This window comes from Allobosea sp. P2_B12 (assembly GCF_056404835.1).
This window is the reverse complement of record NZ_JBFUDG010000009.1, coordinates 55,368-69,830: the sequence shown is the minus strand read 5'-3', so window position 1 is coordinate 69,830 and position 14,463 is coordinate 55,368. Positions and strand designations below refer to the sequence as shown.

Genomic DNA, 14,463 nt, shown 5'->3' with positions numbered 1-14,463 from the left:
TCAGGTCCTCTCCACGACGCGGCCGAAGAAGCCCTGCGGCCTCAGGAAGACGATCAGCAGGAAGACGACGAAGATCGCCGCGTTCTGGAGCTGCGTCGGCAGGATCAGCGTCGAGAGCTGCTGGACGAGGCCGATGGTCATGCCACCCCAGAAGGCGCCGACGATCGAGCCCATGCCGCCGAGCACGACGCCGGCATACATGACGATCACGTATTCGAGCCCGATATAGGGCTGGAACGGGTAGTTGGTGGCGAGCAGCCCGCCGGCGATCGCGGTGATGCCGACGCCGAGCGCAAAGGCGATGCGGTGCGCCTGGTCGACGTCGATGCCCATATAGGTCGCGGCCTCGGGATTGTCGGCCGCCGCGCGCAACGATTTGCCAAGCCGCGAGCGCGCGATCATCAGCGCCAGCACGACGATCGTCGCGATCGAGAACAGAGCCGCGATGCCGCGCGACTTGTTGACGAAGATGCTGATGAAATCGCCCCAGACCGGGCCGAGTTCCCAGGCGCTGCTGGAGAGCGGCGTGCGGATCGAATGCAGCTCCGAGCCGAAGACGATCATGCCGCCGTTCTGCAGCACGAGCGCGATGCCGAGCGTCAGGATGAGCTGGGCGTAGTGGCCCTCGCCATCGAGCTGGGCCGTGCGGGTGCCGGTAACCCTTGAGATCAACGCCTTGTGAATGACGTAGCCGAACAGGAAGAGCAGCGGCCCGGCGAGCAGGATCGCGATATACGGGCCGATCAGGCTGCCCGCGACCGCCTGGATGCCGAGCGCGCCGAAGAGGAACCAGGCGGCGTACATGCCCAGCATCATGAAGTCGCCATGGGCGAAGTTGATCACCCGCATGACGCCGAAGATGAGGCCGAGGCCGACGCACATCAGCCCGTAGATCGCGCCGGCGAGCAGGCCTGCGGCGAGCGCCTGCAGGATGTTCTCGATCATTTGCGCGGTCATCGCACGGTTCTCCGTGCGGCCGCGTCCCGCGGGCGTCTGGTCACGACAGGCATTTCTCACTCCCCATTCGTTCACGCCGGATCGTGTCGCCCGGCCTTGGTCTTCCGCCCGCCCTATGGGGCGAGCGTTCAGGCTTTCGCCGCTGCTCGTTTCGTGCGTGCCGGACCGGCGCTTTCGCCGGCCAGGCAGAGCCTGCCGATGCGCCCGGCGTCAGTCAGTGTTTCGAGCCCGTCGATCAGGGCCTCGATCTCGTCGGCCCGACGCAGGCCGAGGCGCTCGCCGGCTGCCGCACGAAAGCGCGCCCGGATTTCGGATTCCGTCGCGGGCACCACATCGGACAGGCGGTGGTTGATGCGGGTGCCGTTGCGCAGCGTGACCGCGACCTCGGCGCCCTGGCGCCCCGGAAAGGCAGCGGTGAAGCCGGCGTCGCGGCGCAAGGTCGCCAGCCGCGCCAGATGCAGGATCATCGGCTCGTCGAGGCGGGCGTAGTTCGCCTCCTCGACGACGCCACGCCGGAGTGCGGCCGCGACGCCGTACTGGATGCTCATCTTGGCCTGAAGCGCATGGGCGAAGGGGCCGGCGAAGTCGCAGCCGGGATAGCGGATCGCGGCATCCGGCAGGTCGATGGTCAGCGTCTCGATCTCGCCGGGATCCTCGATCTGCCCGGCGACGCGCAACGCCGCCTGGCAGGCTGTCTGGGCGAAATTGCAGGCCGGAACGGGCTTGTTGTAGACGACCATAATTTCCGCCTTGCCATCCGCGAAGAGCGCGACCGGCGCCCGCGGCGGGCCGCGGCGGAAGGCAGCGAAGAGCCCGGCCTCGCCTTCCAGAATCGTCTCCGAGGCATAGGCGCCGGCAGCCGCCAGATCGACCGCCGTCACCGCGCTGCGGGCCGCGAAACCGGGGTGAAAATACATGTCGCTGGCCCCCGTATGGGGCCACTGATTCAGGCCGCCCGACGTGTTGGCGGCGAGACCCAGCGCCGCGACGATCTCGTCCTCACCCAGGCCCAACAGGATCGCGCCGGCTAGCGCGCCGCCGATGGGTCCGACCGTCCCGGTCGGGCGGAAGAGCCGCGCGAGGTCGGCATCGAACAGGGCGCGGCCGAGCCGCGCGCCGCCCTCATAGCCGACCAGCGCCGCCTTCAGCATCGCGGCGCCGGAGCAGCCATGATCCTGGGCGAGCGCCAGCAGCGTCGGCCAGATGACGACGCCGTGATGGCTGATGCTGCCGGCATGCATGTCCTCGCGCACCAGGCCGTGGCCGGTCGTGCCATTGGCGAAGGCGGCCTCGCCGGGTGTCGCCAGAATGTCGGAGCCGATGATCGTCGCGCCGTCGGCGCGCGGTTTCGCGATGGACCGCGCCTGCCGACTCGTCGGCAGGCCGTAGGCCTCGAAGCAGCAGGAGAGGAAGTCGATCAGGCAGATCTTGAGCTTGGCCGAAACCTCCGCACCGAAGCCGGCGGGTTCGGCCGCCAGCGCAGCCCGCGCGAGAACGCGGGTCAGCGAGGCGGCAGACGGAGTTGGCATATCGGCGTGGACAGCGGCCATGGCGCGCTCCTTCCGAAACCGGCCTGATCGGGGTTCAGTTCAGCCGCGGATCTCGACCCCGGCCCATTCCTCCAGAACCTTGGCGATGCTGGTGAAATCGGACTGCGCCCCGAATTTCGCCTGCGTCACCGCGAGCATCTGGCGCACCGCTGCGCCAACCACCATCGGCACGCCCATCGCCTCAGCCTCATCGACGCAGAGGCGGACATCCTTGTAGGAAAGCCCGGTCGCGAAGCCGAAATCGAAGGTGCCCGGCAGAACCGCGCGTGGGAACTTGTCCTCGCTGGCGCTGTTGCGGCCGCTGGAGACGTTGATGATGTCGATCAGCACCCTGGCGTCGAGCCCGGCCTTGACGCCCATCGCCATCGCCTCGGAGGTGATGACCAGCGCGGCCGCCGCCATCAGATTGTTGGCGAGCTTGGCGGTCTGGGCGAGACCCGGCTTCTCGCCGGTGAAGAAGATCTTGCCGAAGGTCTTCAGGATCGGTTCGAGCTCGTCGAAGGTCGCCTTCGGGCAGGAGACCATGACGGCGAGCGTGCCGTTGGTCGCGCCCTTGATGCCGCCGCTGACCGGGCTGTCAACGGAGATGATGTTCTTCTCGGCGAGGCCCTTGGCGACGATGACCGCGGCGCCCGGGCCCGAGGTCGAGAGATCGACCATGACGCGGACGCGCTTGCCTTCGGCGACGCCGTCGGAACCCAGCGCAACCGCCTTGACGATGTCAGGCGTCGGCAGGCTGACCAGCACGATCTCGGCCTCGTCGGCGACCGCCTTCGGCGAAGCCACCACCTTGGCGCCCTTGGCGGCGAGCGCATCGGTCGCCTGTTTCTGGGTGTCGAAAATGACGAGCTGATGCCCTGCCTCGATGAGGCGCGACACCATCGGTGCGCCCATGCGGCCAACGCCGACGAAGCCTAGAAGTGCCATCCCTGAAATCTCCCTGCGCCGGGCGCTGCGGCCCCGGCGTCTTCGTTCGTTGTCGCTACGCTAGCGAAACCGTGCAGCCGGCGGCATCGCCAAGGGTCGAATATCAGTCATGTCGTATCCGTCATGCCGTGCCGGCCTGCCGGTGGTTTCGCCTCAGCGGCCTTTCGGCAGCCAGAGCCCCTGTTCGGTCAGGCTGCGGACCTCCTGGCGCACCATCGCGACAAGCGAACGCATCGCCGGCGTCGTCGGCCGCTGGCTGGAGGTCGCGAGGATGAGCTGGCGGGTGATGCCAGGCTCGACGATCCGCCAGGCGCGCATACGACCCGCCTGTACGCGGGCATGCGCAGTCGAATAGGACAGGATCGTATAGCCGACGCCGTTCTCGACGAGGCCGAGCGTGGAGGGCATCGCCTCGACCTCGATCTCGACGCGCGGCACGATGCCGGCCTCGCCCAGCATCGAGTCGATCAGCATCCGCAGGCCATGCGGGCGCGCCGGCAGGATCAGCGGAATTTCGGAGAGCAGGCGGGCCGGCACGCTTTCGGCGTCCGGCAAGATGCCGCCCTCTGCCGGACCGAGCAGGAAAAGCTCGTCGGTCAGCAGCGGCTCGGCCCGCAGGCTGCCGGTGCGCGGGGCGTTGTAGAGCACGGCGACATCGATCTTGCCGGTCAGCAGCCATTCCAGCACATGGCCGCTGAAGCCCTCGATCACGCGCAGCGAGATCAGCGGGAAGGCCTCGCGGAAATGCTGCACGAGCGGCACCGTCAGCACTATCCCGACCGAGGGCGGCAGGCCGATCACGATCGTGCCGCGCGGGCTAGACTTCAGTGCCATGACCTCGCTCGCGGCGCGGTCGACGGTGTCGACCAGATCCTTGGCGTACTGGTTCAAAACTTTGCCGGCTTCGGTCAGCACGGTGCCACGGCCATTGCGGTAGAACAGCGCGACGCCGAGCTCCTGCTCCAGCGCCTTGATCTGGCGGCTGAGCACCGGCTGCGCCACGCCGAGCACGCCGGCCGAGCGCGAGAAGCTGCCGAATTCGGCGAGCGTCGAGAACGCCTTGAGCTGCTTGAGATCGATCATCGCCCCTCTCCCGCGCGGCCATAACCGGCATAACAGCTAGCACGTCCGCGACGGCGGACAGTCCGGGAGCGCTGTGGCAGGTTCACCACCGAGGAACGTTCACGAGCGGGGCGCCGGAGGCGAACCCGCCGAAGGAGAAAACCATGCCCGTCGAGACCACGCCCATTGAGAACACCCGCATCGTCCTGCTGACCGGCGCTGCCGGCGGGCTGGGGCGCGCCTTCGCCAAGGCGCTCGTCGCCAGCGGCCGGCGCGTCATCCTGGTCGACCGCAACAAGGAACGCCTCGACGAACTGGCCGCGGAACTGGGTCCGTCGACCTATCCGATCGTGCTCGACATCAGCGATGCCGCGGCGGTCGACGCCCTGCCCTCGAAAATTCCGGCCGAATTCCAGCCGGTCGACGTGCTGTTCAACAATGCCGGCCACGACATCGGCGGACGCACCGCTTTTGCCGAAGGCTCCCCGGACGACTGGACCGCGATCATCGAGACCAACCTGATCGGCCTGATGCGCGTCACCCGCGCCATCCTGCCCGCGATGGTCGCGCGCAACCGCGGCCATATCCTCAATATCAGCTCGATCAATGCGGTCAGGATCGTCCCCGACATGACCGCCTACAGCACCAGCAAGGCCGGCGTGCACATGTTCACGCAGACGCTGCGCGGGGAACTGGCCGAAACCGCGTTGCGCGTCACCGAATTCCAGCCCGGCCTTGCCCGCACCGGCATCATCGTGACGCGCTATCGCGGCGATACCGAAAAGGAAAAGGCCTATTTCGACCAGTTCAAGATGGCGCTCGATCCCGAGGACGTCGCCCGCTGCGCGCTCTTCGTGCTCGACCAGCCGCCGCATGTGCAGATCGCCGAGATGATGATGCTGCCGGTCAACCGGTTCTGATGGACGAGCGAGGCCGGCGCGCCCCGGCCTCATTCCGGCTTCACGCCAGCGCGCGCCATGGCGGCCGACCACTTCTTCAGCTCCGCGCCGAGGAATGTCGCCAGCGCCTTGGGCGTGGCCTGCTCCTTCGTCACCGGCTCCATGCTGAGATCGGCGAAGCGCGAGACCACGGTCGGATCAGCCAAGGCGGCCTGGAGCGCGGCGCTCAACTTCGTCACGACGGGTTCGGGCGTGCCCGCCGGGGCGTAGAGCCCATACCAGGTCGAGACCTCGAAGCCCGGCAGCCCCGCCTCATCGGCGGTTGCGAGATCGGGCAGCGTCTTCAATCGCTTCTTGGTGGTCAGCGCATAGCCCTTGATCTTGCCGGTCTGGATCAGGGGTGTGGTTCCGGTCGCAGGGTCGCAGTAGACATCGACATGGCCGGCGACGAGGTCATTCACCACCTGCGAGCCACCGCGATAGGCCACCCAGGTCAGCGGTTTGCCGATGGCGTCCATGAACAGCACGCCGCAGAGATGCGCCGCCGAACCGCGCCCGGAATGGCCGAAGGTGACCTTGTCACCCTTCGCCTTCAGATCGGCCACCAGTTCGCGCAGATCCCTGGCAGGATAGTCGGGACGCCCGACCAGCGTCATCGCGACGTCGGTGACGAGCCCGATCGGAGCCAGATCCTTGACCGGGTCGAAGGGCAGCTTCTCGTAGAGAGCCGGCGCGGTCGCGAGACCCGTGTGCATCAGCAAGACCGTGTAGCCGTCCGGCGCAGCCCTGGCGACGCGGGCGGTGCCGATCGTGCCGCCGGCACCGAGCGCGTTCTCGACGATGACGTTCTGGTCGAGCGCCGTCTTCATGGCCACGCCGACAAGGCGCGCGATCGTGTCGCCCGGCCCGCCTGCGGCGAAGGGCACGACGATCGTCACCGGCTTGGCCTGCGGGAAGTCCTGGGCCGTGGCTGCGCCAGTGGCAATCAGCATCGCGGCCGTCAAAACACTCTTGAACATGATGTCCTCCCTCTATCTGCCGGCCGTCGGTCTTCAGACCGCGGCGGTCTTCTTGGGCTTCGAAAACGGATCGACCTCTTGCTGGGAGGTGGGTTTGTAGGGAATCTCCGCCGGCAGGCCGGCGAGCTCGCGGATCACCGGATAGATCGCGGTATAGTCCTGCGCACCGCGCCCCAGCGCACGCGCCACCGAATAGCTCTGCAGCGCGGCCGCGCCCATGAAGACAGGGACGTGGTTGCGCGCCGCGAGCTCGATCGCGAGCCCGAGATCCTTATGGGCGAGATCGACCTGGAAGCCGGCCGAGAGATCGCCGCGCAGCACCTTGTTCGGGTAGGTGATGCTCATATGGCCGAGGCCGGCGATGGTGCCGCGCATCACGTCGAGCGCGAGCTCGATCGTGATGCCCGCGGCTTCGGCCAGCGTCAGCGCCTCGGCGGTCAGGGCATTGAGCGAGATGCCCATGAAGTTGTTGACGATCTTGGCGCGGGAGCCGCCGCCGAGCGCGCCGCAATCGACCGTCTGGCTACCCATGACGTCGAAGGCGAACTGTGCCTTGCGGATATTTTCGGGTTCGCCGCTGGCCAGGATCAGGAGCGCGCCACGCCTGGCTTCGATCGCGGAACGTCCGACCGGCGCGTCAAGCATGCGCAGGCCACGCGCCTTCATGTCGGCGGCGAGCGCATCGGTCTCCTGCGGCAGGATCGTCGACATGTTGACGAAGACGGCATCCTTGCCGAGCGTGTCGGCGATGCCGAGCGGCCCGAGCAACGCGCCGCGCACATGCGAGGCGTTGGGCAGCATGGTGATGACGAGATCCGCGCCGTCCGCCGCCGCAGCCGCCGATGTCGCGATGCCGCCGCCTGAGGCGGCGAGCGCCTGGCAGGGCTTCGGCCACAGGTCGAAACCGGTCACCTTGAACCCGGCTGAGATCAGATTCTCGGCCATGGGCAGCCCCATCGTGCCCAGCCCGACGAAGCCGATGCGCTTCTCTTGTGCCATGGCGTTTACTCCCGTTTTTGTGTGCGGGGCCGCTTCAGCGACCCTCGTCGATGTCCTTGAAGACCTCGACCGCGACCTTCATGCAGTCGAGCGCGGCCGGCACGCCGCAATAGATCGCCGCCTGCAGGACGATCTCCTGGATCTCCTCGCGGGTGACGCCATTGTTGAGTGCGCCGCGGACATGCAGCCTGATCTCGTTGGGGCGGTTCAGCGCGGTCAGGAAGGCGAGGTTGAGGAAGCTGCGGGTGCGGCGGTCGAGGCCGGGGCGACCCCAGACCTCGCCCCAGCACCATTCGGTGACGAGCTTCTGCAGGGGCGCCGTCATGTCGGTCGCGCTCTCGACGGATTTGTCGACATAGGCCGAGCCCAGCACCTCGCGGCGGATTTCGAGGCCTTTCTGGAACTGGTCTCCCAGGAATTCCGGGCGGGTCGTCATGAGCGGCTATCCTGTCTGGGCTGGTCCGGCAGTCGGGCAGCGGGGGCATCGGCGGGAGGCGTCTTTGCCATGCATAAGACAGCGACCGGCCGAGCGTCAATTATTGTATGACGGTATTATTGTGTGCTGATATGAAGCGCGCGACGCTGCGGAGATAACGCCGTGCCGCCGACGGGAGGAGAAGACCGGAATGACGACGACGCAGCCGAACCGGGCCGGCGCGCCCGAGCCCTTCGCGCTCTATGCGCTGCGCTATGCCAACCATGGCGGACGCAAGGCCTGGGACAACATGATCGGCGGCGATCCGCATGAGGCGGGCTCGGATCTCGACTATTTCGTCTGGGTCGCCCAGCGTTCCGACCGGACCTTCGTGATCGACACCGGCTTCGACACCGATCAGGCCGTCGCCCGCAAGCGCGACCTGATCCGCAAGCCGCATGAGGCGCTCGCCCTGATCGGCATCGACGCCGCCAGGGTCGACGAGGTGATCCTGACCCATCTGCATTACGACCATGCCGGCACGCTCGGGTCGTTTCCGCGCGCCTGTTTCCATGTCCAGGATTCGGAGGTCGCCTATGCCACCGGGCGCTGCATGTGCCACGGCTTCCTGCGCCACCCCTTCCATGTCGAGGACGTCGTCTCCTTCGTCCGCCATGTCTATGCCGGGCGCGTCGCCTTCCACGATGGCACCGTCGAACTGGCCGATGGCTTGAGCCTGCACCGCACCGGCGGGCATTCAGGCGGGCTTCAGGTCGTGCGGGTCTGGACCAAGCGCGGCTGGGTCGTGATCGCCTCGGATGCCTCGCATCTCTACATGAACATGCAGAAGGGCCTGCCCTTCCCGGCCGTGCACGATGCCGGAGCGATGATGGAGGGCTACCGCACGATCAACCGGCTGGCCGATTCGCCTGAGCATGTCGTGCCGGGCCACGACCCGCTGGTGATGGCGATCTATCCACCAGTCTCGGCCGAGCTTGCAGGCATCGCGGTCCGGCTCGACGAGACGCCGAAGGCGCTGCCATGACCGTTGGAATGCTGGCGGGGCGGCACGCTCTCATCACGGGCTCCGTCGCCGGACTTGGCTACGCCATGGCGCGCGGTCTGGCACTGCAGGGCGCAGCGGTCACCCTCAACGGGCTGGCCGCGCCCGGTGTCGGCGAGGCCGCGGCGGCAGCGCTCGCCGAGGAAGCCGGCGTCGCGGTCGCCTTCGACGGCGCCGACCTGGCTCAGGTCCCGGAGATCGAGGCGATGATGGCGGCGGCCGCTGAACGATCCGGCCCGGTCGACATCCTCGTCAACAATGCCGTGATCCGGCATTTCCAGCCGATCGAGAGCTTCACAGCGGCGCAATGGGACGCCTCGCTGGCGGTCAACCTGTCGGCGGCCTTCCATGCGGCGCGCCTCGCTTTGCCCGGCATGAAGGCGAAGGGCTGGGGCCGGATCATCAACCTGTCCTCGATCTATGGCGCGCGCGGCGCCGAGAACCGCATCGACTACGTCACCACCAAGACGGCGCTGCTCGGCATGACCCGCGCGATCGCGATCGAGACGGCCCGCACCGGCATCACCTGCAACGCACTCTCGCCCGGCACGGTGCCCTCTCCGGCGATCCTCGACCGCATCGCCGGCATCGCGCGCGAGCAGGGCATCAGCGCGGACGAGGCGGCGCAGGACTACATCGCGCCGCGCCACCCGACGCAGCGCTTCGTCGCCTTGGACAGCGTCGCGGCCATGCTCGTCTTCCTGTGCAGCCCGGCAGGCCAGGACATCACCGGCACGACCCTGCCGATCGATGGCGGCTGGCAGGCGCGCTGACTCAGCCGAAGGCGGACAGCGCGATGACGCGGCCCGCATCCGGGGCCTCGTCGAGGCGCCAAAGCGCGTCCAGTAGCGGCTCCGGATCGAAGCCGGGGCAGCCATAGCCGGCCAGCGTCCGGAACTTCTCCGAGATCTCGGCGTCCGACAGGGGGTTGCCTGTGCTGCCGCGCGCCGCCTTCACGACATGGTCGAGCACCGTGCCATCGACCAGCGTGATCTCGACGCGCGCGCCGTCGACGCTGTGGCCGGTCTCCTCATGAACCGAGACCTTGCCGCGCAGCGCCAGCACGTCTCGCGCCTTGACGCGGTCGTCGCTGAACTCCGTCACCCCGGCGCGGCCGTCGATCCAGGCGACCGCGACCGCATGCTGGGCGCTGACCTGCCCCTCGCGGCCGGTGGTGACGGCCGGACGGTCGGCCCGCTCGCCCAATAGCGGATGGCCGAGCACCCGGATACCGGCGATGCGCTCCGCCGCGACACGGCTCTGCGCGCGCAAGCTGAGCACGGCGTCGATCACCGGATTCAGCACGACGCCGCAGGGATAAGGCTTGTAGGTGTTGCGCAGCAGTTCCCAGCGCTCGCCCAGCCCTTCGGTGAGGCCCGCGAGATCGGGTTCGCTGCCCATGACCCGGAGGAAACCGCGCGGCCCTTCGAGTGGCAGTTCCGGCCCCTCGACGCCGTTCTGTGCCAGCAGGGCCGCCAGCAGCCCGCCCCGCGCCGACTGGCCGACGCCGATGCTCTTGGCCATGGTGCCGAGCGTCTCGACCAACCCGCAGGACTGGGCCGAGGCGTTGCCGAGCGCCCAGAGCATCCGCGTCTCGTCGAGGCCCAGCACCTTGCCGAGAGCGGCGGCCGCGCCGAAGACGCCGCAGGTCGCGGTGATGTGCCAGCCCTTCTTGTAGTGGAAGGGCGAGACGGCGTTGCCGAGCCGGCACTCGATCTCGACGCCGAGGATGAAGGCGTGGAGCAGGTCCGCGCCGCTCATCGGCCGCCGCTGCGCGAAGGCGAAGAGTGGCGGCGCCACCGGAGCAGAGGGATGGATGATGGTGCCGGGATGGGTGTCGTCGAAATCGAAGACATTCCCGGCGAGCGCGTTGACGAAAGCGGCATCGAGGCAGTTCATCTGCTCGCGCCGCCCGATGATCGTCGCCTCCGCCGGCGCCGAGAAGGGCGCCAGCGTCCCGACGGTGCGCCGCGTGGCCGCATCGCTGGAGCCGCCAAGCGCCGTGCCGATGACGTTGACGACGGAGCGCTTGGCCTCGTGGCGCAAGGCCTCGGGCATCTCCCGCCACTGCGAGTCGACGACGAAGCGGGAAAGGCTGCGGGAGATCATGCGGAGCTCTCGGTAAAAGGAGGAATCTTGTGACTCACCCGACCTGCTTCGGCAGCCAGGTCACGATCCCCGGGAAGAAATACAGCAGCCAGATGAAGCCCAGCATGACGAAGATGTAGGGGATGACGCCATAGGCGATGTCACGCAACGAGACGTCGCTGCTCATGCCCTTGAGCACGAACAGCACGAGCCCCACCGGCGGTGTCACCAGGCCGATCTCGACCAGCAGCACCAGCACGACGCCGAACCAGATCGGGTCGAGGCCGATCGAGACGATGACCGGGAAGGTGACGCTCAGCGTCATCAGCATCATCGCGATCGATTCGATGAAGCAGCCGAGGATCAGGTAGATGCCGACGATGATCGCGAAGACCAGCCAGGGCGCGAGGTTGGCATCGGTGACGAGCTGCACCATGGCGCGCGGCAGGCGCAGATAGTCGAAGACCCAGCTCATGATCGCCGCGCCGACGACGATCAGCATGATGAAGGCCGTGACCTTCACCGTGTCGATCAGGCAGGCATAGAAGCCGTCCCAGTCGAGCTTGCCGCGCTTGACCGCCATGCCGAGCGCCGCGACCGCGCCGATCGCACCAGCCTCGGTTGGGGTTGCGATGCCGAGATAAAGCGAGCCGAGCACGGCCGCGATCAGGAACAGGAAGGGCAGGACGCCGACCGTCGAGGTCAGCTTGCGGCTCCAGGGATAGGACTCGCCCTTCGGGATCGCGCTCGGCGAGACGAGACCCCAGATGAACACCGTCACCATGAACAGCAGCGACAGCAGCAGGCCCGGGATGATGCCGGCGAGGAAAAGCTGCGTCACTGCGACGCCGACGACGTTGCCGTAGATGATCATCGCGATCGAGGGCGGGATCAGGATGCCCAGCGTCGCGCCGGCCGCGACGACGCCATAGGTCAGCCGTGGGCTGTAGCCGCGCCTGACCATCTCGGGCGCCGCGACGGAGCCGAGCGTCGCGGCGGTGGCGAGGCTCGAGCCGCAGACTGCGGCGAAGGTCGCCGACGCCGCGACGCTGGCATGGGCGAGGCCGCCCGGCGTCTTGCCGAACCAGGTGACGAGCGCGTCGAAGAGTTCGGTGGTGATGCCGCTGCGCACGAGCAACGCCCCCATCAGCACGAAGCTCGGCACCGCCGTCAGCGTGAAGCTGTTAATGCTGGTCCAGGAACGATCGGCCAGCACGGGCAACTGCGTCTGCGGCAGCAGGAAATAGAGCCCGAGCAGGCCGACGATGCCCATGGCGAAGGCGACGCGCACGCCGGTGAAGAGCAGCACCAGCAGGGTGAGGCCGAGCAGGCTCCCGAGCCAGAGCAGCGAGGTGCCGCGCGAATAGTAGAAGATCAGGGCAAGGCCGCCGAAGGCGAGCACCGTCGCGGCGGCGATGCGCCAGCCGCTCCAGGCCACCATCGCGACGATGATGGAAGCGCAGATCAGGATGGTGCCCCAGTCGAAGCGCGTGCCGGGAATGCGCCAGTCCGAGCGGCCCATGACCGTGAGGGCGAACATCAGCGACAGCGCGACGGCGGGGACAATCCATTGCGCGGCGACCGAGCGCGGCGGCCGCAGTTCATGGAGATCGCGAAGGATGGCGACCGCAAAGAGAATCAGCCCCAGCGTCATCGGAATCTGCGGCAGCCATTGCGGCGTGCCGAGCAGGCCCCAGTCGCGGGCGCCGTGGACATATTCGAGGAAGGTGAAGCGCGCCGTGTGCCAGGCGGCGAAGACGACGAAGACGAGGCCGAGCCAGAGCGTCACCAGTTCGAGGCGGGTACGCCAGGGCGTCGAGACGGCATCGACCAGGATTTCGACCTGGATATGGGCATTGGCGCGCTGGGCCGGCGCCATGCCGAAAAAGACGATCGCGACGAAGAGATAGGTGCCGATCTCGGTCACCCAGCTCGTCGGCTCGTTGAAGACATAGCGCGAGATCACCTCGAAGACGACGACGGCCGTCATCACCACCAGCGCCAGCGCGCCAATGAAGCCGCCGAGATCGGAGAGCCGGTCGATGCCGCGGATCACCGGGGAGCGCGGCTCCGAGAGGGAATGCAGCGATCCCGTCGCCACCATCGTGTCGGCCATAGGCGTATCTCCCGAAATCTCTTGTTGAAGCCGCGTTAGCACGGCGTCTGATTGACACGCAATCCTACTGTCATATTGTATGATTGGATGACGGGTCGCAATATCCATGACCAATCCGGCCGGCTGTCATCAACAGGGCGGGCGCCACGTTCCGCCGTCGAATTTTCGGATCCATGGGAGGGTTTCATGCTGATTTCCACACAGGCGGCCGGGCCACGCCGATGCCGTCATCTGCTCGCCGCCGTGCTGGGTGCGACCTTCGTCCTCAGTGGCGCGAGCCTGGCGCAGGCGCAGAAGATCGACCTGACGATGGGCATCATCGTTTCGCCGGGCGACGCCTATTCCGCGATGACGGCGAGCGTGCCGGAGCGCATCGCCAAGGCGACGAACGGCCGGGTCTCGGTCACCGTCAGCGATTCACTCGTGGCGCCCGCGCAGATCGCGTCCGCCGTGCGCGACGGCCGCCTGCCGATGTCGGCCTCGCTGCACACCTATCTGGCTGCCGACGAGCCACGCATGGGTATCTTCAACCTGCCCGGGCTGATCAACAACATCGAGGAATACCAGAAGGTGCGCGACGCCTTCTGGGCCAAGGACGTCGCCAGGATCTGGGAGGAGAAATGGGGCGCGATCGTGCTCGCGGAGGGCGCCTGGTGCCCGACCCGCCTGTTCTCGAAGACGCCGATCCGCACCGTCGAGGACTTCAAGAACAAGCGCCTGCGCGTGCATAACCCGCAGACGGCGGCGCAGATGAACGCGCTCGGCGCCAAGCCGACGCCGATGGCCACCACCGAGATCATGCCGGCGCTGGAGCGCGGCGTCATCGACGGCGTCTTCATCTCGACCTGCGTCGGCGGCGCGATGGAGTTCTGGCGGCTGGCCAAGAACGTTCAGGACTGGGGCGTCGGCGCCATCACCGGCTGGGCCATCCTGATCAACAAGGCGGAATGGGAGGGCATGCCGGCCGATGTCCGCGCGCAGGTGAAAAGCGCGATGGACGGGCTGCAGAAGGACGCCTTCGGGACCTACAACGCCTTCGTCCAGACCGCCCTCGACAACATGAAGAAGAACGGCGTCGAGCCGTGGAGCGCCTCGGACGCGGAGCGAGCCGCTCTCAACGACCCGAAATTCGCCAAGGCCGCCTATGACAGCTGGCTCGGCCGCGCCAAGGAACTCGGCATCGACGGGCCGGCCTATGTCAACCAGGTCCGGCAGGCGCTGGGCAAGCCGACGCAGTGAACTCCAGCGCCGGCGGGCATGCGGGCTTTGGCTCCTGCCTGCCGGTGCAGCTGCGATTATGCGCGATCACGGGCCTGGGCTAGGATAGCGACGCCGAATGTGACAATGGCCTTTGGAGTCGGACAGGGA

13 protein-coding genes are annotated in these 14,463 nt (G+C 67.5%); 4 read left to right on the top strand and 9 right to left on the bottom strand.

What is annotated here, in order from left to right; translation table 11 throughout:
- The 4 genes from AC1DYU_RS19900 to AC1DYU_RS19885 form a co-directional block, all read right to left on the bottom strand.
- Window positions 1-957 (bottom strand): branched-chain amino acid ABC transporter permease, encoded by a 957-nt coding sequence (locus AC1DYU_RS19900; RefSeq protein ID WP_476793128.1) that lies wholly within the window; start codon window positions 955-957, stop codon window positions 1-3.
- 128 nt (window positions 958-1,085) lie between these two features.
- The gene (locus AC1DYU_RS19895; protein ID WP_476793127.1) at window positions 1,086-2,507 is read right to left on the bottom strand and encodes an MmgE/PrpD family protein; all 1,422 of its coding nucleotides are present in this window, start codon (window positions 2,505-2,507) and stop codon (window positions 1,086-1,088) included.
- A 39-nt stretch (window positions 2,508-2,546) separates the two neighbouring features.
- Window positions 2,547-3,434, bottom strand: coding sequence for an NAD(P)-dependent oxidoreductase (locus AC1DYU_RS19890; RefSeq protein ID WP_476793126.1), 888 nt, complete (start codon window positions 3,432-3,434; stop codon window positions 2,547-2,549).
- Between the two features lie 153 nt (window positions 3,435-3,587).
- Complete coding sequence (locus AC1DYU_RS19885; RefSeq protein ID WP_476793125.1) at window positions 3,588-4,517, bottom strand: LysR substrate-binding domain-containing protein; 930 nt, start codon at window positions 4,515-4,517, stop codon at window positions 3,588-3,590.
- 143 nt (window positions 4,518-4,660) lie between these two features.
- Here AC1DYU_RS19885 and AC1DYU_RS19880 point away from each other — a divergent pair, with 143 nt between their 5' ends.
- On the top strand, window positions 4,661-5,416 hold the full coding sequence (locus AC1DYU_RS19880; RefSeq protein ID WP_476793124.1) for an SDR family oxidoreductase: 756 nt from the start codon (window positions 4,661-4,663) through the stop codon (window positions 5,414-5,416).
- A gap of 29 nt (window positions 5,417-5,445) precedes the next feature.
- Here AC1DYU_RS19880 and AC1DYU_RS19875 read toward each other — a convergent pair whose 3' ends face one another.
- The 3 genes from AC1DYU_RS19875 to AC1DYU_RS19865 are packed head-to-tail and all read right to left on the bottom strand — an operon-like array spanning window position 5,446 to window position 7,849.
- A complete protein-coding gene (locus AC1DYU_RS19875; protein ID WP_158486598.1) occupies window positions 5,446-6,414 on the bottom strand; it encodes a tripartite tricarboxylate transporter substrate-binding protein in 969 nt (322 codons plus the stop codon).
- A 33-nt stretch (window positions 6,415-6,447) separates the two neighbouring features.
- Window positions 6,448-7,413, bottom strand: a complete 966-nt coding sequence (gene yihU, locus AC1DYU_RS19870; RefSeq protein WP_158486599.1) for a sulfolactaldehyde 3-reductase — start codon at window positions 7,411-7,413, stop codon at window positions 6,448-6,450.
- A gap of 34 nt (window positions 7,414-7,447) precedes the next feature.
- Window positions 7,448-7,849 (bottom strand): carboxymuconolactone decarboxylase family protein, encoded by a 402-nt coding sequence (locus AC1DYU_RS19865; RefSeq protein WP_476793123.1) that lies wholly within the window; start codon window positions 7,847-7,849, stop codon window positions 7,448-7,450.
- Window positions 7,850-8,039: 190 nt separating this feature from the next.
- Between AC1DYU_RS19865 and AC1DYU_RS19860 the strand changes: the two genes are divergently transcribed.
- Together AC1DYU_RS19860 and AC1DYU_RS19855 are read left to right on the top strand one after the other, a co-directional pair.
- Window positions 8,040-8,873: an N-acyl homoserine lactonase family protein gene (locus AC1DYU_RS19860; RefSeq protein WP_476793122.1), complete on the top strand. Its 834-nt coding sequence runs from the start codon at window positions 8,040-8,042 to the stop codon at window positions 8,871-8,873.
- Entirely contained in the window at window positions 8,870-9,664 is a 795-nt protein-coding gene (locus AC1DYU_RS19855) for an SDR family oxidoreductase (RefSeq protein WP_476793121.1), read from the top strand. The genes AC1DYU_RS19860 and AC1DYU_RS19855 overlap by 4 nt, the downstream gene beginning before the upstream one ends.
- A 1-nt stretch (window position 9,665) precedes the next feature.
- Here the strand turns inward: AC1DYU_RS19855 and AC1DYU_RS19850 are convergent, their stop codons facing one another.
- Window positions 9,666-11,000, bottom strand: a complete 1,335-nt coding sequence (locus tag AC1DYU_RS19850) for an MmgE/PrpD family protein (RefSeq protein WP_476793120.1) — start codon at window positions 10,998-11,000, stop codon at window positions 9,666-9,668.
- A 34-nt stretch (window positions 11,001-11,034) separates the two neighbouring features.
- Window positions 11,035-13,095: a TRAP transporter large permease subunit gene (locus AC1DYU_RS19845; protein ID WP_476793119.1), complete on the bottom strand. Its 2,061-nt coding sequence runs from the start codon at window positions 13,093-13,095 to the stop codon at window positions 11,035-11,037.
- Window positions 13,096-13,281: 186 nt separating this feature from the next.
- Here AC1DYU_RS19845 and AC1DYU_RS19840 point away from each other — a divergent pair, with 186 nt between their 5' ends.
- Window positions 13,282-14,334: a TRAP transporter substrate-binding protein gene (locus AC1DYU_RS19840; RefSeq protein ID WP_476793118.1), complete on the top strand. Its 1,053-nt coding sequence runs from the start codon at window positions 13,282-13,284 to the stop codon at window positions 14,332-14,334.
- The last annotated feature ends 129 nt before the right edge of the window (window positions 14,335-14,463 follow it).

Coding starts and splice junctions, on each gene's coding strand:
- AC1DYU_RS19900 (WP_476793128.1), bottom strand. CDS start 957: ATGACCGCGCAAATGATCGAGAACATCCTGCAGGCGCTCGCCGCAGGC.
- AC1DYU_RS19895 (WP_476793127.1), bottom strand. CDS start 2,507: ATGGCCGCTGTCCACGCCGATATGCCAACTCCGTCTGCCGCCTCGCTG.
- AC1DYU_RS19890 (WP_476793126.1), bottom strand. CDS start 3,434: ATGGCACTTCTAGGCTTCGTCGGCGTTGGCCGCATGGGCGCACCGATG.
- AC1DYU_RS19885 (WP_476793125.1), bottom strand. CDS start 4,517: ATGATCGATCTCAAGCAGCTCAAGGCGTTCTCGACGCTCGCCGAATTC.
- AC1DYU_RS19880 (WP_476793124.1), top strand. CDS start 4,661: ATGCCCGTCGAGACCACGCCCATTGAGAACACCCGCATCGTCCTGCTG.
- AC1DYU_RS19875 (WP_158486598.1), bottom strand. CDS start 6,414: ATGTTCAAGAGTGTTTTGACGGCCGCGATGCTGATTGCCACTGGCGCA.
- yihU (WP_158486599.1), bottom strand. CDS start 7,413: ATGGCACAAGAGAAGCGCATCGGCTTCGTCGGGCTGGGCACGATGGGG.
- AC1DYU_RS19865 (WP_476793123.1), bottom strand. CDS start 7,849: ATGACGACCCGCCCGGAATTCCTGGGAGACCAGTTCCAGAAAGGCCTC.
- AC1DYU_RS19860 (WP_476793122.1), top strand. CDS start 8,040: ATGACGACGACGCAGCCGAACCGGGCCGGCGCGCCCGAGCCCTTCGCG.
- AC1DYU_RS19855 (WP_476793121.1), top strand. CDS start 8,870: ATGACCGTTGGAATGCTGGCGGGGCGGCACGCTCTCATCACGGGCTCC.
- AC1DYU_RS19850 (WP_476793120.1), bottom strand. CDS start 11,000: ATGATCTCCCGCAGCCTTTCCCGCTTCGTCGTCGACTCGCAGTGGCGG.
- AC1DYU_RS19845 (WP_476793119.1), bottom strand. CDS start 13,095: ATGGCCGACACGATGGTGGCGACGGGATCGCTGCATTCCCTCTCGGAG.
- AC1DYU_RS19840 (WP_476793118.1), top strand. CDS start 13,282: ATGCTGATTTCCACACAGGCGGCCGGGCCACGCCGATGCCGTCATCTG.